At 47.9% G+C, this 20,339-nt stretch carries 19 protein-coding genes; 3 read left to right on the plus strand and 16 right to left on the minus strand.

Going from position 1 to position 20,339, the window contains the following annotated elements; genetic code table 11:
* Nucleotides 1-252: 252 nt before the first annotated feature.
* Entirely contained in the window at nt 253-684 is a 432-nt protein-coding gene (locus B9Y93_RS06425; protein WP_139829141.1) for a hypothetical protein, read from the minus strand.
* A 259-nt stretch (nt 685-943) separates the two neighbouring features.
* On the opposite strand from B9Y93_RS06425, the gene B9Y93_RS06430 reads away from it, so the two are divergent.
* Nucleotides 944-3,259: a cation-translocating P-type ATPase gene (locus B9Y93_RS06430; protein ID WP_085493477.1), complete on the plus strand. Its 2,316-nt coding sequence runs from the start codon at nt 944-946 to the stop codon at nt 3,257-3,259.
* A gap of 463 nt (nt 3,260-3,722) precedes the next feature.
* Here B9Y93_RS06430 and B9Y93_RS06435 read toward each other — a convergent pair whose 3' ends face one another.
* Nucleotides 3,723-5,390: a PASTA domain-containing protein gene (locus B9Y93_RS06435; protein ID WP_085493478.1), complete on the minus strand. Its 1,668-nt coding sequence runs from the start codon at nt 5,388-5,390 to the stop codon at nt 3,723-3,725.
* 237 nt (nt 5,391-5,627) lie between these two features.
* Here B9Y93_RS06435 and B9Y93_RS06440 point away from each other — a divergent pair, with 237 nt between their 5' ends.
* Nucleotides 5,628-6,524 (plus strand): aldo/keto reductase, encoded by an 897-nt coding sequence (locus tag B9Y93_RS06440; RefSeq protein WP_085493994.1) that lies wholly within the window; start codon nt 5,628-5,630, stop codon nt 6,522-6,524.
* Between the two features lie 106 nt (nt 6,525-6,630).
* Here B9Y93_RS06440 and B9Y93_RS06445 read toward each other — a convergent pair whose 3' ends face one another.
* The 10 genes from B9Y93_RS06445 to B9Y93_RS06490 all read right to left on the minus strand — a co-directional run bounded on the left by B9Y93_RS06445 (nt 6,631) and on the right by B9Y93_RS06490 (nt 16,772).
* Nucleotides 6,631-6,993, minus strand: a complete 363-nt coding sequence (locus tag B9Y93_RS06445; RefSeq protein ID WP_085493479.1) for a hypothetical protein — start codon at nt 6,991-6,993, stop codon at nt 6,631-6,633.
* A gap of 393 nt (nt 6,994-7,386) precedes the next feature.
* Nucleotides 7,387-7,578, minus strand: a complete 192-nt coding sequence (locus B9Y93_RS06450) for a hypothetical protein (RefSeq protein WP_085493480.1) — start codon at nt 7,576-7,578, stop codon at nt 7,387-7,389.
* A gap of 152 nt (nt 7,579-7,730) precedes the next feature.
* The gene (locus tag B9Y93_RS06455; RefSeq protein ID WP_085493481.1) at nt 7,731-8,408 is read right to left on the minus strand and encodes an LrgB family protein; all 678 of its coding nucleotides are present in this window, start codon (nt 8,406-8,408) and stop codon (nt 7,731-7,733) included.
* A complete protein-coding gene (locus tag B9Y93_RS06460) occupies nt 8,405-8,803 on the minus strand; it encodes a CidA/LrgA family protein (RefSeq protein WP_244903301.1) in 399 nt (132 codons plus the stop codon). Before B9Y93_RS06460 ends, B9Y93_RS06455 begins: the two co-directional genes overlap by 4 nt.
* 206 nt (nt 8,804-9,009) lie before the next feature.
* The gene (locus B9Y93_RS06465) at nt 9,010-11,640 is read right to left on the minus strand and encodes a lysylphosphatidylglycerol synthase domain-containing protein (protein ID WP_085493482.1); all 2,631 of its coding nucleotides are present in this window, start codon (nt 11,638-11,640) and stop codon (nt 9,010-9,012) included.
* A gap of 74 nt (nt 11,641-11,714) precedes the next feature.
* Entirely contained in the window at nt 11,715-12,650 is a 936-nt protein-coding gene (locus B9Y93_RS06470) for a tyrosine-type recombinase/integrase (RefSeq protein WP_085493483.1), read from the minus strand.
* A gap of 170 nt (nt 12,651-12,820) precedes the next feature.
* Nucleotides 12,821-13,960 (minus strand): GerAB/ArcD/ProY family transporter, encoded by a 1,140-nt coding sequence (locus tag B9Y93_RS06475; protein ID WP_217809680.1) that lies wholly within the window; start codon nt 13,958-13,960, stop codon nt 12,821-12,823.
* Nucleotides 13,961-14,229: 269 nt separating this feature from the next.
* The gene (gene glpX, locus B9Y93_RS06480) at nt 14,230-15,198 is read right to left on the minus strand and encodes a class II fructose-bisphosphatase (protein WP_085493485.1); all 969 of its coding nucleotides are present in this window, start codon (nt 15,196-15,198) and stop codon (nt 14,230-14,232) included.
* 141 nt (nt 15,199-15,339) lie between these two features.
* Complete coding sequence (locus tag B9Y93_RS06485; protein WP_085493486.1) at nt 15,340-16,137, minus strand: pyruvate, water dikinase regulatory protein; 798 nt, start codon at nt 16,135-16,137, stop codon at nt 15,340-15,342.
* A 20-nt stretch (nt 16,138-16,157) separates the two neighbouring features.
* Entirely contained in the window at nt 16,158-16,772 is a 615-nt protein-coding gene (locus B9Y93_RS06490) for a helix-turn-helix transcriptional regulator (protein WP_085493487.1), read from the minus strand.
* A gap of 227 nt (nt 16,773-16,999) precedes the next feature.
* On the opposite strand from B9Y93_RS06490, the gene B9Y93_RS06495 reads away from it, so the two are divergent.
* On the plus strand, nt 17,000-17,398 hold the full coding sequence (locus B9Y93_RS06495) for a hypothetical protein (protein ID WP_085493488.1): 399 nt from the start codon (nt 17,000-17,002) through the stop codon (nt 17,396-17,398).
* A 187-nt stretch (nt 17,399-17,585) separates the two neighbouring features.
* Here B9Y93_RS06495 and B9Y93_RS06500 read toward each other — a convergent pair whose 3' ends face one another.
* From B9Y93_RS06500 to B9Y93_RS06515, 4 genes are all read right to left on the minus strand, one after another.
* Nucleotides 17,586-17,948, minus strand: a complete 363-nt coding sequence (locus tag B9Y93_RS06500) for a DMT family transporter (protein WP_085493489.1) — start codon at nt 17,946-17,948, stop codon at nt 17,586-17,588.
* A 15-nt stretch (nt 17,949-17,963) separates the two neighbouring features.
* Nucleotides 17,964-18,278, minus strand: coding sequence for a DMT family transporter (locus B9Y93_RS06505; RefSeq protein WP_085493490.1), 315 nt, complete (start codon nt 18,276-18,278; stop codon nt 17,964-17,966).
* On the minus strand, nt 18,275-18,814 hold the full coding sequence (locus tag B9Y93_RS06510; protein WP_170936541.1) for a TetR/AcrR family transcriptional regulator: 540 nt from the start codon (nt 18,812-18,814) through the stop codon (nt 18,275-18,277). Before B9Y93_RS06510 ends, B9Y93_RS06505 begins: the two co-directional genes overlap by 4 nt.
* A gap of 214 nt (nt 18,815-19,028) precedes the next feature.
* Nucleotides 19,029-20,201 (minus strand): GNAT family N-acetyltransferase, encoded by a 1,173-nt coding sequence (locus tag B9Y93_RS06515; RefSeq protein WP_085493492.1) that lies wholly within the window; start codon nt 20,199-20,201, stop codon nt 19,029-19,031.
* Between the last annotated feature and the right edge of the window lie 138 nt (nt 20,202-20,339).

Consider the following 20,339-nt stretch of genomic DNA (forward strand, 5'->3'; position numbering starts at 1 on the left):
CATCCTTGTGAATAAGCAGGAGTCATAGTGAAAGCATGGCAATGATCAGAGCCGCATCAGCATTAGACTTGACCTTTGCATAGTCCCATGAAGCTTGTCCGCCAATTCATTTTTACACAGGATTACAAGTCACCACGGGCTGCTCTAGATGGATTGCCTTGCCGAATTGTGAAGAAGAGACCAAGACCTAGAAGCATACGGCTTACCTAGATCCTGGTCAGTTTGGGTTCCCTTGAAGGACAAGCATAGGTGTTAGAAGCAGCTGTACCAGAGGATAACGGAGGATGGAAATGTCCCGAAGGCATACGTAGGGTAGATAAAGCCGCGTGTAAACCCATTTGGATTGGACTGTGTCACATACATCAAAAAGACATTGAATGTCTTGGTCACAATTAGCGTCCAGCGATTCTGACAGCCTGCAGCAAAGCTTACTGCCCCTTGAGTTCCCTGCAGGGTTTGCTGCTGGACGAAGTTCTGGGCTTGTGCCGGTGACTGAGACAGCTGCTGATAGGAGTTTAACAGTTGAGGTGGCGGTGGCGTAATGTTCTGAGGCATGCCACCTGTGCCTGGTCCTCCCGGCATCGATGGCAGACCTTGCATTGAAGGCCCTCCCCCTTGTACAGGCGGCAAAAAGATGGGTGTTGGGAGCGGGAAATACGCTCTTGGGTCCTGATATCCATACATGATTGATTCCCTCCACAGTGATGAACTTTTTTCGTTAGGATACCTTATGCATAGGCGTTCAACCCTGTTCATGGTTCGTTCAAGATTGCTCTTGAAAAAAGCATTAATCATCCCTATATGCGATGATTAATCTCTAAACCTATCAATTTTGTAAGGTTTCTGTAAGGCTGCTCGATAGCATCCCTACTAGAACTCTTTTACAATAGTAGTGGTAGTTTTAAGCTCCAAAGCTGTCATTGAAGGAGGATGAACGGACATCATGAGGACGGGATTAACCCAAGACGAAGTATCGATTCGAATGCAGGAAGGACTGTCGAATAAGATGCCCCAAGCACCCTCCCGCACGATTTGGGAGATTACGCGAACGCATCTCTTTACGACTTTTAACTTTTTAAATGCCATTCTCGCCATTGCGGTTCTAATAGCAGGTTCACCAAAAAACGCACTATTTGTTGGCGTGATTATCACCAATACCATCGTAGGCTTATATCAGGAACTGAGGGCAAAGGCTACCCTTGAGAAGCTCTCTGTGCTGAATGTAGCCAAGGTAGATGTGATCCGAGATGGCCGTGAGCAATCGATCGCAGCGGAAGAGCTTGTGCTAGATGATCTGATGATCCTTAAGCCGGGAGATCGAATTGCGGCGGATGCCGTGGTGCAAAGCGAGGCCATGCTTGAAGTAGATGAGGCCATGCTGACAGGCGAAGCGGACCCTGTCGGCAAGCATGAGGGCAATTCCATATTGGCGGGAAGCTATGTGGTAGCGGGAAGCGGCTGCGCCAAGATTACCAAGGTCGGCTCTGATACATATGCCGCCAAGCTTGCCCAAGAGGCAAAGCGCTTCAAACGCATCAACTCTGAGCTGCAAGGCGCAGTCAATAAGCTGTTTAAGGTCATCATGTGGCTGGTGGTTCCGATTGGCGCGCTGCTCGTATTCACGCAGCTTATGTTCACCCATGGCAAATGGCAGGAAGCTGTCGTGGCGGCTGTATCCGGCATCGTCAGCATGGTGCCCGAAGGGCTTGTCCTCTTAACGAGTGCAACCTTCGTCATCGCGATTGTGAAGCTCGCCAAGCACCACACGCTTGTGCAGGAGCTGCCCGCAACGGAGGTGCTGGCACGAGTGGATGTGCTGTGCCTCGATAAGACGGGAACGATAACCGAAGGCGATCTGGATCTGATCGAGGTTCGTCCGCTGCATGGCCGTACATTAGAACAGGTGGAACATGCGCTATCTGGCGTTGTTCATACGTTGCCAAGCATGAATCCCACACAGCAGGCAATTCGAGATCGATATAAGCAAGCACCTAATGTGTCGGTTACCCACAAGATTCCATTTTCCTCGGATAAAAAGTGGAGCGGCGCAGCTTTTGAATCGATTGGCGCGTGGGTGGTCGGTGCTCCTGAGATGATTCTTCAGGAGGAATATGCGCTCATTCAGGACTTAGTGGAGCAGGAAGCCCACAAAGGCAGACGCGTGCTTCTGCTCGCACAGGTAGATGAAGCTGCATTTGCAGAAGACCAGCTGGCGCACCCGCAAATGGCTGCCATTCTGCTAATCGAAGACCGCATTCGCAAGGAAGCCCCAGAAGCCTTGCGGTATTTTGCACAGGAAGGCGTTACGATCAAGATTATCTCTGGAGACAACCCAATCACCGTCTCTGCAGTGGCTGCCAGAGCGGGAGTTGAAGGCGCGGAGCATTATATTGATGCGAGAACGCTCCCTCAGGATATGGAGCTGCTTCAACAGGCAGTGGACACCTATACGGTATTTGGACGAGTTACTCCTCAGCAGAAGAAGCTGCTCGTACAAGTCCTTCAGTCCAAGGGACACACCGTTGCAATGACTGGCGATGGCGTCAATGATGTGCTGGCGCTTAAGGAAGCGGACTGTGGAATTGCGATGGCCAATGGCTCGGATGCCGCTAAGGCAGTATCTCAGCTTGTCCTGCTCTCTTCTGACTTTAGTGTGCTGCCAAGAGTCGTGATGGAAGGCCGCAAGATTATTAACAACTTGGAGAAGGTATCCGTACTCTTTTTATCCAAAACCGTCTATTCGGTCTTGCTGTCCATCATCTTCTCCTGCATTCTGATGCCTTATCCCATCATGCCGATTCACGTGACGCTTATCGGTTCTCTAATGATTGGCATACCCGCATTCTTCTTGGCGATGAGCCCTAACAAGGAACGTGTAAGGCCTGGATTCTTAAAACGAGTCCTTCGTTCCGCCATAGCGAATGCCGTCATCTTAGCCGGTGTAACCTTAACCATGTTCTTGTACGCCTCCCATAGCGGACTAGAGACATCAGAAGCTCGAACATTAGCTGTGCTGGTGCTGGGCGGATCAAGCCTAGTCGTCCTGACCCGAATAGCAAGACCGCTGAATGGTTTGAAGATTCAGCTCGTGATCGCCATGCTGACCTTGTTTACAGCAGCATTCCTTACGCCATTCGGCAGCGAGCTCTTTATGCTGACGACACGCACGTTATCTCATACAGCTCCAGCGCTGGCGCTAGTAGCGCTTACCTGGCCAATGCTCTCTTTAAGCAATCGCCTTGTAAAGCGTTTGGTCTAAGCGATCATCATACGAATAGTAGCAATAACAGCAGAACAAATAAAAACATCCGAGTTCGGCACCGCATGCCTGCTCGGATGTTTTTCATTCCATTACTCTATTTATTAGACTCACCATATACTAGGTTCAAAGAAGATGGCGTTGAATGCGCCGATCGGGGAACGCGGCTTGCAGCACACGAAGAGCCTCTTCGTCCTTTTCTTTAACCTTCGCAGGCATTCCTTCCTCGTAATATTTCTACCCGATCACCACTCCATGCACCTAAGCTGCATGTTCACTGTTAAAAAAGAGAAGCTGCTGACAAAGCCCTTAACATGTAAAGGCAAGCCAGCAGCTCCTTATCAGCATAGCGATACCCAACACCATACAGAGGATACCCTATTCATGTGCATTAGTATAAATGAAGTGCAGATGACATGCGATCACGCTTCATGCACTCATTGCCAACATCAATTACCTAGCATTAACGAACGACGGAGAACGTAATACGGTCTCCCTTTTTCACCTCTGAACCAGCAGCCGGCTCCTGCTTGAACACTGTGCCTTTGGTTCCACCCTCTTGGCTTTCAATAACGAAGGAGTATTTCAGTCCAGCAGCCAACGCCTGCTTCTCAGCATCCTCTTTCGTCAATCCAACCAAGTTCGGTGCTTTCCCCTGCTCTACTGCAGGAAGTTCGGTTCCAGGCTCGGCAGGCTCACCAGGCGTTGTTGGATTCTCTGGCGTGACAGGCTCAGTCGGAGCTGTAGGGTCTGTCGTTGCCGGCGGTGTCGTATCGCCATTCGGTGTGCTTGTGCCAGTACCATTGTCTGTACCGTTATTACTATTCGCAGCATCTGAGCCAGAGGATTGGTCTGGATTGGTCTGTGAAGACCCTTCATCCGTGTTCGTTTCTTCTGGCTGCTGATTAGATGAATCGGGCTGATTCTGTGAACCTTGCTCAGAAGAGTCATTATTGGAGCTCGCATCTTGGCTTCCTTGTTCCGAATCCGCTGATCCTGAATCCTGATCTGTTGGTTGATCTTGATTCGTCTCCTGCTCGTCATGCTGCTGATTTGAAGCATTATCCGTTGTCTCAGCAGCCGTGTCGCGCGAATTCGACAGCTGATTCGCCCAGATAACCGCACCTGCCAGCAAGCTGAAGAATAGGATGCAGCCGGCTATGATCGTGATCCGCTTCGTGCGCTTCGACTTCATGCCTTGACCCGCTTGAGACTCGTGAGACCGGTTGCGATCCATACGGGAACTGTTCGACTCTTCTGGAATCTGTCTTTCCACCGCAGGCTCATCTTCAGAAGCAGAATAACCAGACGGTTCATCCTTTGCCGCTATTTCATCAGCGTAGCGATAAGACGACGAGGCCGGTTCAGGAGCCGTATAGAGAGGCTCGGCATGTGCTTCTGGCACAGGTGCGGCTTCAGCTTCTGCTGCCCCTGCAATCGGAATGCTCGGCTGGTTAATGATTTCCTTAATGGTCGACATATAACTGAGCGCCGGCTCATCCCCTTGATAGACACGCTTGGACAAAGCGATCACAGAGCTGCGCTGCGCGGGAAGCTCATACTTCAACGCCGATTGCATGCGGCTCACAAACGTATCATATTGGCGCGGCGCAAGCGGATGCAGGGTGCACAGCTGGTACAACAGCGAAGACAAGCCGAATGTGCCTGTACGGCTGCTGCGCGCCTCCGTCCAATAGTTCATCACAAGCAATTCATGCTTCTCTGTCAGCCACAGATTGTCAAAGCTCACAGAGAACGCTGGTGTCCCTTGACGCAAGCCTTCCTGCAATCGCTGCCCTGCTGTAAATACAATCTCCAATGCCGATTGAAGCGGCATTGCATGATTCTCCGCATACTGGTACAACGGCATGCCTGTCTGAGGGGAAAATACAACAAAGCTGTTCTCCCCATCCGTACCCGCGTTCAATACCTGAAAGAACGATTCGCCCGATACCTGCACGGCATCAGCGCCGAGGCTCTTCAATGTAGCCGTCTGCTGCTCTCCTTCCAATTGAAGAAGGATGATCTCGCGCTTTAGCGAATTATCATGCGCTCTCCACCACGTGCCTTCATCTGACTTCATAATCATTTTATATAGTTCATAGCGATTCGCAATCATTGGAAAATCCATAGTTCTTCTCAACTCTCCCTGTGTGTCACAACGTATTAGTATGTGTTTTATCTTCCTCTATTATTGAACATTCTCGCGAAAATATCAAAAACATCTCTGTCATGATTGTGACAGTAACCTTACAAGCGATCTCAACATGCGATTCAATTAGCCCCGTCATCTTCTTCGCATCTTTGTTTGAAAAATGCTAAGATGAGAGTATTCTAATGCACATAGAAAGGATGGTCAACAATGGGAATGCAGTACCGCAGACTCGGCTCGACTGCACTTAACATATCAGTCGTAGGCGTTGGCACATGGCAATTTGGCGGCGAGTGGGGTAAAGACTATACCCAGCCAGAGGTGGACGAGATTCTACATACCGCCAAAGAAGAAGGCATTAATTTTATCGATACCGCTGAATGCTATGGTGACCATCTGTCAGAAGCATTTATTGGAGATTACTTGAAGCGGGATCGTCGAGAAGATTGGATTGTTGCAACCAAGTTCGGTCATCAGTTTCACTCTCATCTGAACCGAACCGATGCTTATGATGCGGATGCTGTTCTACAGCAATTGGATGCTTCATTGCTTGCTTTGAAGACGGACTATATTGACCTATACCAATTCCATTCCGGCTCAGACACAGCCTTCGATCAACAAGATCTGTGGACGATGCTCGACAAGCAGGTGCAAGCCGGCAAGATTCGCCATATCGGTCTCTCCTTGAATAAGAGCAACAGCATGCATCAGGTCAATCATGCCGTAGAGGTTGGCGCAAGCACGCTTCAGCTTGTCTATAATCGGCTTGAAAGAGGACCAGAACGTGAAGTCTTCCCAGCGTGTGAAAAATATGATCTGGGCGTTCTCGCAAGAGTGCCATTGGCAAGCGGGCTGCTGTCAGGCAAGTATCAAGCGGGGACTCGCTTTGCGAGCAATGATGTAAGAGCAAGGCAAAATGGCGAAGGGCTGGATGCCACCCTTGCCGAGGTGGCTCGTATTCAGCAGGAGGAGGTTCCTGCTGGCGCGAACATGGCCCAATGGGCACTCGCTTGGTGCCTGCGCCATCCGAATGTCACCAGTGTCATTCCAGGCTGCAAGGATCCTGCTCAGGTACGAAGCAATGCAGCCGCTGTTCGTCTGCTGACCGAATAATGGGCTAGAAGTAACGGTTACAACGCAGGGTGTAAAGGATAGACTTGTGAGTGAATAAGGTTCTAGTTCATACATCAAGGCCCCACTAACCGCTTAGTGGGGTCTTTTAATCTGACAAATCTACCACATGATCCGTGATCTTATATACGATGTAATGGCGATTCCATATTTGTTTGGCAGTAACGATCGTTGTTTGTCCATCCTGTTCAAAAAAATAACCAGCCCCTTCCTGATCCATATAGGTCCAACCTTCTTTTTTCATCCTTTCCTTGAGGCGTTCTCTATGACCGTTGAACTTCGTTACATATTCCCCTTCAGCTTCCATCGGGAGTATAGACTGTTCCGTCATATGTAATTCATGCATCAGCTTCAAGTTTGCCCAGCCAATATGATGAATGTATAGTCCCGTTATGATGAGAATCATAAATTCAACAACTCCAAAAGCAACAGCTTTCACTCGTTTTCTCATCCTTATCCCCTCCTTCATATAGAGCAACGCATTAACCAATAAGAAGGTTGCGAATATAGAACGACAAATTCTGAAGCCATGTGCGATCCTTTCAAATTTTATATATTTTTAAGTTGTTCCTTCCCCATCCCTTCGGGCATTACTCTCAATGCGAACACAAGATGTAATAACCTATTGAATATAATAACATAATATATATTATGTTAACTAATATACAAAAAGAATAACCTCCAGCTTCTGGAGGTTCAACGCATAACAGATATTTAAATTCTTCAAAGGTATAACATCAACGATCGTGAAGCGATACTCGCTTCCTCCCCCCTACGGGATGCATTCGGCCAATATGGAAAGTTATTCTTTTCACATATTAAGGTGTTGAAAAGCTTCTCCTGCTTACGCGTAGTAAGCTTTCAGCATATCGCGAGTTTCATGACGCTCATGATCAGCATCGCAGTTGTTGTTAGTCCAGCATTCGCGGCATGCAGCTTCACTCGTGCACTTTGCTTTATCATCACACATGTAGCAGAATTGGAGGAAGTTTTGCGTTACATTGTTGGTTTGGTCGAAGGTTTTGAAAGTTCTCATCTTCATCACTCCTCTTATTGGATGACTTAACTATATCACAAATTTGGAGTATGTCATGTGAATTATATCACATTGTATATTTAAAAAATAAATGACCTCTCATCGGAATCGGAAGTCATTCATTTTCAACGTTATTTTCATCAGTTCCCTGATTACATAAAGACAAACATGACCGCAAACAATACAGATGTGATAACACCCATGAGTCCCATCGCAAGACCGCTGAAGCTGCCCTGCTTCTCGGAATCGGACAAGCATTTTGCTGTTCCAAAGCCATGTGCAGCTGTCCCTAAAGCAAGCCCTAAGGAAACCTCATCCTTGATCCCTACTTTACGCAGGAATGCCGTACCAGCTAGCGCTCCTACAAGACCGGTAAATACGGTAAACACGGCGGCAAGCTCTGGAACGGCTCCGAGCGACTTCGCTATCTCTACAGCGATTGGCGAGCTTACAGACTTCGGCAGCATGCTCATCGCAATCTCGTGAGCACCCGAGAAGATAAACATGATGACCGCTACGCTCCCTACCCCCACAATGGAGCCGCAAGTAATCGAGAGCATAACGGCTTTGAAGTTATCCTTGATGTGCTCACGATGCTTATAAATAGGAACACCAAGCGCAATGGTTGCTGGGCCAAGAAACAAAGACAGCAGGTCTGCCCCAGCCTTGTAATCTTCAAGCGGAATACCACCGATCAACAGCATGCTCATCAGCACCGCTGCACATACAATAATCGGATGCAGCCAGCTCACCTTGCGATGGATCGCTTTAGCTGCAAAATACACGATTATCGTCGTCGCAACCCCAAACGAAAGATGTATGATAGTCATGCTGCCTCCTCCTTTCCTACACTAGAGGATACAGGTTTGGTTGGTACTGTTCCCTGCATCTTCTTGGCTACTAGGCCGGTTACGTACAATACCGCAAGCGTGCTTCCGATAATGCCAGCGAAAATGCTGACCCAGTGAGCGCCGAGCACGGGAAAGAACGCCATAATACCGACAACATAAGGGATAAAAAACAGCAGCATATGCTTCAAGAGTAAGTCTGCAGCAGACTCTACCCATTCCAATCGAATAATCTTCAATCCGAGTGCGGCCAAAAATAATACAAGGCCCAATACATTGCCTGGAAGCGGAATATGCAGCGTATTATGTACCCACACACCCGCAAAGTTAAATCCTACGAGAATCGCGAATCCTAGAATTCCTTTAATTCCTTTCATTACCTATCACCTTCTGTTCATGATCTCATGCTGTTCCTTGCAGGATTCATCGTATTCGTACATTTAATCACAAGCCCTATTGTAGCACCATTACACTTGAGATCCCACCAGGATACAGCTATGCATAAGCGAGATGAAAGCGATTTTTTCAAGTAAAAAGGCCCGGTAGATGATTACCGGGCTTTTCAGCAGTTTTCATAGCTTTTTCACGTTGTCGGCTCTTGATCGAGCCGCAGCTTCCGCAGCTTCTCTGGCTTGCGCTTAAGCGCCTGATCACGATGATACGATCTTCCAATCCATCCGCTAAGCCGCCACATCAAGGAGATCAATGACATTCGCTTAGGATAAGCGATATACTGGGATTGCCATTCCTGTCCACTCCAGCGCTCAAAGCGATGCCGTTGATTGGACAGCATATATACCTTTCGCAAGCGGCGATACATCGCGATAGCGGTTCGTTCCGTCCAGCTCATCGGAGCCACACTGCTCTCCAGATGAGATAACGGCACAAATCCGCTCTCAATCGTGGAGTAGCCAAGATGTTGGGCCCATTGATATAACGTATGAAGAAGATGCTGCTCTACCTCAGTAGATTCTATCGGCTCAACAGAATCCGTCAAACAAGTTGTTCTCAAATCCTCGATCATGAGCCTCTTCTTAACCTGATCAATGCGAACAATCGCAGCTCCGTTCCACACCTGTCCATTACGCGGCTTCGAGATAAACAAGCGATAATCCGAATAAGGTATTTCTAGCGCCAGCTCCATGTTATAGCGATCATGCTGATCCATGTTTGGCCATTGCGAGAGGCTGTTCATCAGATGCTGCTTCACTGATTGATCAAGCGGAAAGTCATATCGCTCAATCGTATTCGGATCATAGACAGCTTCCTCTATAATACCCGCCATCTGAAGAGATGCCTTCTCTCCAATTTTGAAGAAATCATTGCCGTAATCTAGAAGAATCGGCATCCATTCCGTGTCCACATGAAGAAATATCAAGTGGTAGCCGTATCGATCAGCAGTGGCGTATAGATCGGTCAGCGCCTCAGCTCGCTTATTCTTTTCGATCAGCGGTTGGCCTAGTATATACACCCTGCGTCCTTTAATGATCAGCGGAAATGATACTCCCTCTACCACGCTCTCATATACTCTTCGCTGCGACAAGCTGAGATACAACCAGCCGTGCTGGACATGACGGAACTGCTCATTGTCGGCTGCTCTCCAGGCTCTGCCGAAGGTCTCCTCCTGACGATACTCAAAGAGCATCCAACCCAGAATATACAATACCAAGAAGACAACGGCCGCAATTCCCAAGGTAGCAAACCACTCCTGCTGCGATTGCAAAAACGCGCCGAACTGAATCGAATCGTGCAGCATGCTGAGCTCATTGCCGACTATAATGTAGAGCCAGCCGAAGAGCACAATGCCCATTGTCATGATGATCGTTCCAAATGGATTCACCGGATAGCGGACACGGGTAAATTGATTGCGCAGCAAATACATAAACCACAGCATGCCGAGGAGCCATAAGGAATGCCTTAAGCTTGTCCCGAGCAAAAAGGTCGCAACGGTGCACAGCGCTAGAGAGATAAGCAGCGTGTAATAGGCACGCAGCGTCCGTTCAAATACTCCTTTTAACACAATCAGATTTAAAAATGCACAGCCTACAACAATTCCGTTCAGCAGCGGAAATATCGAGCCATGTGTCCATGAGACGTACATGAAGCTTGTGCCGGGCACAGGCACCGTCACACCGTACAGCAATAGAAATAAAGAGGTCATCAGCAGCAGAATCGTCGTCGACCAAGACGATAAGCTCATCCAGAATGATCGTTGTATAAACCACAAGATGCTTCCCGTCTCGATATAGGTGCCGATTCGAGGATGCTCTTCCCATCGCTTTACCGCCACTCCGCCAAATTCAAAAGCAGCAAAGATTAGGCCAAGTCCAAACGGTATGAAGTAATACACAATTCGGAACAAGAGCAGACCGGTAAAGACCAAATGATCCTCCACGCCGATGGATTGCATCCCAACCAGATACATAATGTCAAATGCGCCGAAGCCTCCGGGAACCATACTGACGATTCCAGCTACCGCACTAATGACATAGACAGCCAGCACATCAATATAAGCGACGGGCGCATGCAAGCTATGTAATATGACATAAACCACGGTTCCAGCGGCAACCCATTCTATAAAGGAAACAAGCGTATAGCCGAAGGTCAGTCCCATATTCGCATGCTGCTTCCCTTTCCACCTTGAACTCACCAGATATATCGGTAATAAGGAAGCAACGACGATCAATACGATCCACATCCAGCCTCTTCCTACAAGCACATTGTGAACCGGAAGAATCCCTACAAGAACGGCTATCGACAGCAGGCTCAGCCCGCTGATCATGGATGGAGCCATCCAAGCAAGAGAAATCAGGAGCTTCGACGCATCCTTGTCATTCTCGCGGTAAAGAATCGAACGCACACCAACGCCAACGACACCCCCGAAGCCGAAGATGCCATTGAAGGTATTGGCGATCCAGGACGTACGAAAGATCTTGGCGGCACGGAATTTCTTGCCGATCGAACGAGTAAGCAGCCAGTCATATCCATACATCGTCGCTACAGCAAGCATGCCAAGAATAATTAATGCCGTGAATCGCTCACTCGACAACAGCCGAATCGCATGAAGAGATTCGGAGATGGAGAACTGAGACAATTCCTTCTTGCCTTGGATAAATACAAACACAATAACTGCAATGGGAAATACAATCTTTAGTGACTTTTTCAGCCACGGTTGACGGATTAGCGCATGCAGCTTTGCTTGAAAAGCATTCACAAGCACTCCCCCTCATCGTACAGTAACTAAATGAATCAAGCTTGAGCGACAACTCTAGTTCTTATTAATATCACCTATAAGTCCATGAAAGATGCAAGTCTAGAAGCAGCTTCCTCCTTCTGCTTGTCATTGACATGAGTATAGATAGTCGTGGTCTGAATGGATGCATGTCCAAGCATCTCCTGCACAGTGCGGATGTCGGTTCCGCTCTGAATCAGCATCGTGGCAAAAGAGTGTCTAAGCTTGTGGCAGGAATAAGAGCGCTTGTGCCTGCTCCCTTCGTTTAGCTGCTGAAGTTGCTCGAACAGCTCGCTTGTCATGAGCTGAATATGACGAATCGATAATCTTCTTCCCTTCTGGGAAATAAACATCGCTTCCTCCCCAGCTCGCCACGGAACAATTCTCTCCTCCAGCGCTCGCTCAAGCTGCCAAGCAACAGGCTCTGGAAGAGGGACCGTACGCCATTTTCTCCCCTTGCCAAACACCTCAAGCGTGCGGCGCTCTGGATGATAGTTCCCAATATCCAGCCGATGCACCTCGCCTACACGCAGACCAGCATAAGCCATCAGCATAATAATGGCTTTGTTGCGCTCTTGATATTTGCCTTCGATATGTATGCATAATTCCCGAATCTGCTCGGGCTCCAGATAGAGCGGGGCTCTTGCCGATGCTGTCTTCGACTTTTTCACCTGCAGAGCAGGATTCACCTCTGTGAACTGAAGCTCATTCAGCGCTCGATAGAAGCTGATAATGGCACAGTGCTTACGATTGCGGGTCGTATCACTGACTCCCGATTGCTTAACCTTTGATAGGAATGCAAACACCTGCAAATTTTTGACCTGAGACACCTGCATGCCATCCAAGAACAATAAAAACTGATGCACATCGCTAATATAATTCCGCACGGTATAAGCGGTGTAACCCGCGTTGGCCATCCACATTCGAAAAGCCATCAAGGGTTCCTCATAACGCTCCTCCAGTTCATTACGAACGGATGAAGATATACTCATCCCTGCATGCCTCCTTCCATCATACAACACCAGCTGGCCATAAGCCGTGACAAACTTGCAATAATTCGACAGGTTTCCTTGATTATTGAGGAAATAAGCAAGGAAAAAAGCAACAGAAATAACTGCGTATAATGATTATTATACGCAGTTTTGATTTAGAGAGGCAAACATTATGTCGAGTTGGTATTTGTACGTGATTGATTTCGAGTTCGAAACCATCCTACGACCAATAATAAGAATGGAATCACAAGCAGCATTGGAGGCTGAACATAATAGGTAAAGGCAAACATGCCGTTTACCGTAAATTCAATGAAATTGCCAGCCAGATTCACCGAGCCAAACAAGATAACAATTCCCATCGGAATAACCAGCGTTCGATAGTTCCGCACATTGAAGATGGAAGTGGCGCACATCACCGTCGCGTAGAACAGAATTGAGATTCGAAAGAAGCCGCCTAACACGGAGGTAATCATAAACAGAGAATCCATCCGTTCTAAAAAGGCCTTCCCTTCAACCAGTTGGAAAGTGCTCAGCAGCGGATACTCCGTCCGCGTGAACAAATCAACGCCAATAATCGTGATATTCAGGACCATGACAAATGCGATGATAAAGCCTCCAACGATGATGCCGGTTATTGCCGCTTTTTTTATCCCCTTTAAGCTCGCTAGATACGGGTATACCATCATAAATGCAATTAACTCTCCAAATGGAAATACAGAAGAGTGATAACCGCTTTTCAGAATGGGAATCCATCCTTCCTCAAGAACAGGAAGCAAATTGTGAACATCAACATTCCCAGAGCTAACCAGCAGCGTAACCCCAACGATAGCGACGATCGAGAGAATGGTGAACAGAATCTCCCCTACTCTTGCTATTACTTCTATGCCCTTATACACGGTATATAGAATCGCCACCAGCATAAAGGAGCTGATAACGAGCATGGGTGTGTTCTGATAAGCAAATACGCGTACCAGCTCACTGAAATCCCTCAATACGAATGCGGATAGGTACATAAAGTAGATCATGTATAAAATGGTGACAAGCTTGCCCAGCCACTTTCCGAATATGAATTGAATAACCTCACCAAAGGAATGGCCTGGAAAATAGGAATAGATCTTCACATTCATCAAAAACAGCAGAATTCCGCCTAATGTTCCTACGAGGGTAGATATCCAAGCATCCTGTTTATTCTCTACTCCATATGCAATAATGATGGCACTGACGACAACGTAAAAGACGACAAGCACATACAACTGATGCACACTAATTTTTGCTTTTTCCAACTTGATCTCCCCGTTATCGTTGTTCAAGACTTTATACCTCTCATTATGAACCAACGGATGTATGCTCATACGAAGATATTCAAAATAACGTTAGTGCGGCTTTGAACGAAAAAAGAGACATTTAGACGTACGTGCAGTCATAAGCAGCGGTCGAGCACAAGCCATTTTCCTGTATAAAAAAACGCTCTTGCACGCAGCAAGAACGTTTGTATGATTCCATAATGCTAAAGGCATGTCGTTGACCGCGCCACACCTTGCCCTAAGTGCGCTCACGGTGTAAAGGTAGAATCACACCATTAACCAAGCGCTTGTTTTAAATGTCTGGGCATCATATGCACGCTTTGAAGATAGCGAATCGTTCCCGTCTTCGCGCGCATCATAACAGAATGGGATTCAATGCGTTCACCGGGAAGCACGCGAACACCTCGCAGGAGATCGCTGTCAGTAATGCCTGTCGCTGCAAAGATCACATCGCCGGTACCGACCATATCCTCCATGCAGAGAAGCTGGTCCGGATTCGAGATGCCCATCCATTCACAGCGTCTTCGCTCTTCGTCAGATGTAACCCAGAGTCTGCCCTGCAGCTCACCTCCAAGGCAGCGAAGCCCGGCTGCTGCGAGCACCCCTTCAGGCGCGCCGCCAGAGCCAATATACATATCCACGCCTTGCTCAGGAATAGCCGTTACCATCGCGCCAGACACATCACCGTGCTCAAGCAGCCGGATGCGAACCCCATGATTGCGCAGCACCTCAATGATATCTTGGTGTCGTGATCGATTCAGAATCATGACCGTCAGTTCAGCAAGCGGTTTGTTTAGAATTCGGGCAGCCTTATTCAAGGTGAGATCAATCGGATCATCGAGACTCAGCTTGCCTGCCAGCGCAGCTCCTACAGCAAGCTTTTTCATATACATATCAGGCGCATGAAGCAATGAGCCTCGCTCTGCGATTGCGATGACACTCATGCCATGATTGGATCCATTCGCAACGGATTCTGTCCCTTCAAGTGGGTCAACCGCCAAATCCACAGCCGGCCCGAATCCACTTCCTACCTGCTCGCCAATATACAGCATAGGGGCCTCATCCATCTCCCCCTCGCCAATGACAACGGTGCCCTTGATCGGGACCGAATCCAGCATCTTCCGCATGGCGCTGGTTGCAGCCTCATCTGCGCCATGCTTATCCCCGCGGCCAATCCAGGCCGATGAAGCAATTGCTCCAGCTTCTGTTATTCTAACGATTTCAAGTGCCAGCTTACGATCCATATATTCGTCCTCGCTTTCTATGAAATAGCAGCCTGTCTCTAGAAATCTGTCCGTAGAATCAAACGATCGGTATGAGAGACAGCATCGGCATGAGTGATCCATAGCATCAAAGTGATAAAAGATATAAGCCAGCTCTCAACTCTATAGCCATTCCATGATCAATCCTGCTGTTTCCTCTATCGCTTTGTCGGTTACATCCACCACTTTGCAGCCAAGCCGCTCATAGAGTTCAGCTGCATAATTCAATTCCGCCGCTATTCGTTCCATCGAGGCATAGCGAGACTGCTCAGGCAATCCCATGCTTCTTAGCCTTTCTGTTCTTACCTTCCATAGATGCTCACCTGTCATCGTCAACGCAATGATTTTATTTTTAGGCAGATGAAACAACGGTTCTGGCGGGAGCATCTCAGGAACGATCGGACAGTTTACGACCTTCAAGCCTTTATGTGCCAAAAAGATGCTCAGCGGTGTCTTCGACGTACGGGATACGCCAAGCAGCACTAGATCAGCGCGGTGCATCGCCTGAAGATCCTTTCCGTCGTCACACTCCACTGTGAACTCAATCGCCTCTACTCTGCGAAAATAATCCGCATCCAACTGATGAAGCAATCCGGGTGTCAGCTTTGGCTGCTTCGCAAACATATCTACAAAAGCCGAGATCATCGGACCCATTACATCCACAATCCTTACATTGTGCTGAATCGCAAGCTCTCTGATTGCTTCGCGCAGATCCGGCTGTACCAATGTATAGGCAACGAATCCGCCTGCCGCGGCAGCTTCCTCTATCAATGCCTGCAAATCCTCTTCCTGACGCACATGCATATAACGCTTTATTTTAACATCAGCATCAAATTGTGAGATCGCCGCTCGCACGACAGCTTCCGCCGTCTCTCCCACTGAATCTGAGCATACGATGATCATCCCTGACGCATTCCCCATGATTGACCGTCCCCCTACTTTTACGAATCCAGCTTCTCAAGCATCACTTTAATAATGGTTGTTTTCGTGATTCTTCCCACCACTTCCAGCTGCTCAGCCTCGCGTTGGCTGTTCTCCTGTACGACAGGCAAGCTGTCGATATGATAATGAATCATCTTCTTGGCGGCTTCCAGCACGGAGTCCTCTGGTGTCACCGTAATCACATTTGCTTGTCTTGTCATGACCATGCTGACAGGCATGCTGCCTGCCTGTGGATTGCCTAGTGTGACCTTGAGAAGGTCTTTTCTAGAGATTACACCTGCCAGCGTGCCGTTCTCTGTTGTTACAATCAGACTCCCCACATTCTCAAGAAACAGCGCCACGACAGCATCTTGAACCGTGGTCTTCACATCTACAACAATAGGCACTCCCTGCACATCTCTTACCTTCGTACTGTGCAGCTGCGAGGCATCCACTGGAGGCTCATCACTCTTCTGCCCAAGAAAATACCCTACCTTCGGCTTGGCTGCCAAATAATCCAGCATGACCAGCAAGGAGAGATCCCCGCGGATCGTGGGCCGACTAATGTTCAGCATCTCGGCAATCTGTTCTGCAGTAATGGGGGCATGACGCTTTACGATATGAATGATCTCCAGCTGTCTCCCTGTTAGTTCGATGGTTATCCCTCCTCCATGCCTGACTTATCCCATTTCGATTGAACATATAATACGTCATATTTATCTTTTTTACAATATATAATACATCCTATTTATATAATTTTATTGTTTTTTCCGCATTTGTGCTGGAGAATACGGACAAATCGATTGTACATATACTTGAGCGGTGTAACCTCAGACTAGGCCCATGAGGAGGAGCCATACGCATGATCAAACGATTTCCTCCGTCATCCGAATTTGTTATTGTCGTTGTTCCCGTTCATCAACTGATGGAGGGGCTAGCGATTGATTGGGTTGGCGGGCCAGCACTGTTTGCCATCGTGAAGCGAAGCCTGCTGTCTGATCTTCTTGCAATTGCAGCCAGCACCTTCATCCCGATGCTGTTCAAATACATGCTCAAAGAAGTTCGTGCATATCGAGAAAAGAAGCGCGTGAAGCCGAGAGCATGGGTAACTCCTGCTGTCCGTGCCGCAGCAATAAACGGTAGCGCTCCGTCATCCGCTCCTTCCTATCTCTCATCAGCAGCATCGGCTCATCCTGTCATGCATCCCGTAAAGCCAGCCACGCTGCGAGTCACATTTTCAGCTGGCATCCCATCATCATGAACATGACCGCAATACGAAAAGGAGCGCTCCCAACATGGCAGCATTGCCATTAGAAGTGCTCCTTGATCATTTGAACATACCCATGACTTTATTTTCGTTGTAACATGGTTAGACTTCAATCTAACAATGGCTTGACAAATACGAGATCCCGTTCTCTTTAACCAAGCTTGATGACGCTTGATCAACACTAGATCCTATTTGCTTCAACCAAGCTTGATGACGCTTGATGATCGTTCTTCGCGCGATTCATAATCGTAATTCCGACAATAATCAGAACGATGGCAATGATCTTAAACAAGTTAAGACTTTCATTGAAGGCCAACACCCCGATCGCAACAGACAAGGCTGTCCCTACGCCACTCCAAGTCGCATAAGCTATCGATAATGGAATCGTCTTAAGTGCGAAGCTAAGGCTTGTAAATGAAACCAAAAAGCCAAGTGCAACTCCTAAACTAGGGCCAAGCACCGTAAATCCGTGCGACAACTTCATCATGGTTGTTCCGAATGCTTCAAAAATAATCGATATGGTTAAAAATACGGCTCCTGACATCTCTGTTTCCTTCCTTTACTTCGTCGCATTCAGCATAACGATGCCAACGATTAGAATAGCCATGCCAAGCCAAGCTTGACGATTCATTCTTTCTTTAAAGATCCACATTCCCGTCAATACCGTCAGAATCGTTCCAACGCCGCTCCATGTCGCATATACAAGGCCAAGCGGCAAGGATTTCAAAGAATAGGATAATAACCAAAATGCAAGTCCATATCCTGCTATTAAACCTACAACCGGCAGCCAACGCTTGAATCCATTCGACAGCTTCAGCATGGTGGAACCGAATACCTCCATGATAATCGCAAGGCCCAGCCATAAGTAACTCATTGTTGTTTCTCCTTATCAATCCATTCAAGAATATAGGTTAACACTCGCTGCTCCTCTTCCAGATGAAGGGGATCGCTTTCGAATAGTCGGGAATACAAGAAGCCGTCACTGACTAGCCGCACAATCATCCCTACCTCGAAGCTTATCCCTTCCTTCTCTATCTCCACACGGAAGCGCTGGTAGTCTTCATCCCACAGCTTGATCCATTCTTTGTTCGTGGAGAGCGCAGCAAGCATGCTAGAAGATGCATTATGCAGCTCCTTGCCTTCGATTTGACGAAGGGTGGCTAGCAGAAATGCTTTGGTATAGCTTCCCGTCTCCTCGTGCGCCTCCTCTACGAGTTTGCGAAACTCTTTAATGGTGATTTCATTCAACCCTTTAATCAATTCATCCTTGTTCGCAAAATGATAGAGAAGCCCGCCTTTGCTTACGCCCGCCTGCTGAGCTACTAGCTCTAACGTAAGATGGTTAATGCCTTGCTCCATAATGATAGCTGAAGCGGCTTCTAAGATAAGCTGACGCTTGGATATTGTCACGAGATCACTCCTTTGCATGGAAGGCACCTCTTTTATTACTGTACCGTCCGGACGGTTTTATTTTAGCAAATGAGTGTTCCAGATGCAATACCATCTTCTCCAGCACAAGATTAACATACTCATAAAAAAAGCTCCTACAGCACAGTTTCTCGGTTGCTGTAAGAGCTATTCATCAATCAGACAAGCACAAAGAAGCAGGAAGGCGGCAGCTCTTCTACGCTTGCCGCTGAGCAAGAATCCTCGGGTTCTGCTGCCAGCCCTGAAAGGCTTCATCCTCCAGCGCTTTCTCCCAAGTAATCCAGCCGATACGGATGGCTTCATTCAGATATGCACAACCCTTCTGCGTTTCGCCAATCCTCGCATGAGCTCTTGCTGCGTTAAAAAACAACCAGCCGATCGGAATCGTCTTCAACAAGTAAGAGTATTCCAGCTCATCGTCTTTATCGTCATCGTCATTCTGGCTACAGTATCGAATGAGCGCTTCATCATACTGCCTTGCCGCATGGCTGTACTGCTCATCATTCCAATCTCGATAGGCCTGTACCAAGTGATGATCGAAAGCATTGAACCAGCCAGTCATTACTGGATAACGGCGTCGGAGCACGCCACCAATACGTTCTACTGTCCGGTAGGAGCCCTCATTCTCATCCCAGCAGTTCCAGCCGATAAGCTGTATGCCGCACTCCAGTCCATGGGAGACTGATGCGTAAGCTACAGCAGTTGCCAGCCCTTTTCTCCGATAAGCTTCTGCCGTCTCAATGCCCAGTTCACAACATGTTCCATCAATAAAGTCTGTTAGACAAGCACTAACGACATCTCCCCCTTCATTCAGTGCACAATAGCCAAAGCCCTCCCCTTGAAGCCACTGCTCACATGAGATATGATGGTCATTGAACATTGTTGTAAGCAGTTCCCTCTGGTCTTCTTGCAGGCTATGATACAGCTCCGCTGTCACCTGCTCGATGCTGAAGCCTTCGGGACACGCCCCCTCTACTCCAGCATGCTTTTGAGCATCAATGGTATAATAGCGCCGAAGCAGAACGGCTAAGCGGCGATCTGGACACAGCTGCTCTTGAATCGCCTCTTCCCATGCAGGATCATCGTATCGAAGCGTAAAGTCCAACTTGTGGCTTCCCTTCATCATCTCGAAGCAATGATTCAGGATCATAGACCCAACTGATTGCAGGAACGATGTTTGATGGTGGTCACCCGCACAGTAAAAGGAGCGCCCCAAGTCCCACACAACCGCAGCGCGCGGCTCAACTAAATCATCGACGTAAATCTCAGCAGGCCATTTCCCCTTTAGAATCAGTTGTAGCTCCCCTGACGGAATCTTGTTCATAAGGGATTGAATCAACCCGACATCTTGTGTGCAATAAGCGGCCAATAAGCTGCACCTCCAGCAGATATATAATATTTAATATTTATTTATTCAAGAATCACCTATCACCTAATCATCATCTAATAGGCCGTCTAAATTATTCGGAAGAATCATGATCGCCTTCAGATTACCATGAACTCGAAA

Origin of the sequence: Paenibacillus aquistagni (assembly GCF_900177815.1) — a bacterium.
In the GTDB taxonomy this organism is placed as follows: domain Bacteria; phylum Bacillota; class Bacilli; order Paenibacillales; family Paenibacillaceae; genus Paenibacillus_B; species Paenibacillus_B aquistagni.

What these genes read in the sequence shown, in the direction of transcription:
- B9Y93_RS06425 (WP_139829141.1), bottom strand. Translation starts at nt 684, where the DNA reads ATGTATGGATATCAGGACCCAAGAGCGTATTTCCCGCTCCCAACACCC.
- B9Y93_RS06430 (WP_085493477.1), top strand. Translation starts at nt 944, where the DNA reads ATGAGGACGGGATTAACCCAAGACGAAGTATCGATTCGAATGCAGGAA.
- B9Y93_RS06435 (WP_085493478.1), bottom strand. Translation starts at nt 5,390, where the DNA reads ATGGATTTTCCAATGATTGCGAATCGCTATGAACTATATAAAATGATT.
- B9Y93_RS06440 (WP_085493994.1), top strand. Translation starts at nt 5,628, where the DNA reads ATGCAGTACCGCAGACTCGGCTCGACTGCACTTAACATATCAGTCGTA.
- B9Y93_RS06445 (WP_085493479.1), bottom strand. Translation starts at nt 6,993, where the DNA reads ATGAGAAAACGAGTGAAAGCTGTTGCTTTTGGAGTTGTTGAATTTATG.
- B9Y93_RS06450 (WP_085493480.1), bottom strand. Translation starts at nt 7,578, where the DNA reads ATGAGAACTTTCAAAACCTTCGACCAAACCAACAATGTAACGCAAAAC.
- B9Y93_RS06455 (WP_085493481.1), bottom strand. Translation starts at nt 8,408, where the DNA reads ATGACTATCATACATCTTTCGTTTGGGGTTGCGACGACGATAATCGTG.
- B9Y93_RS06460 (WP_244903301.1), bottom strand. Translation starts at nt 8,803, where the DNA reads ATGAAAGGAATTAAAGGAATTCTAGGATTCGCGATTCTCGTAGGATTT.
- B9Y93_RS06470 (WP_085493483.1), bottom strand. Translation starts at nt 12,650, where the DNA reads ATGAGTATATCTTCATCCGTTCGTAATGAACTGGAGGAGCGTTATGAG.
- glpX (WP_085493485.1), bottom strand. Translation starts at nt 15,198, where the DNA reads ATGGATCGTAAGCTGGCACTTGAAATCGTTAGAATAACAGAAGCTGGA.
- B9Y93_RS06485 (WP_085493486.1), bottom strand. Translation starts at nt 16,137, where the DNA reads ATGGGGAATGCGTCAGGGATGATCATCGTATGCTCAGATTCAGTGGGA.
- B9Y93_RS06495 (WP_085493488.1), top strand. Translation starts at nt 17,000, where the DNA reads ATGATCAAACGATTTCCTCCGTCATCCGAATTTGTTATTGTCGTTGTT.
- B9Y93_RS06500 (WP_085493489.1), bottom strand. Translation starts at nt 17,948, where the DNA reads ATGTCAGGAGCCGTATTTTTAACCATATCGATTATTTTTGAAGCATTC.
- B9Y93_RS06505 (WP_085493490.1), bottom strand. Translation starts at nt 18,278, where the DNA reads ATGAGTTACTTATGGCTGGGCCTTGCGATTATCATGGAGGTATTCGGT.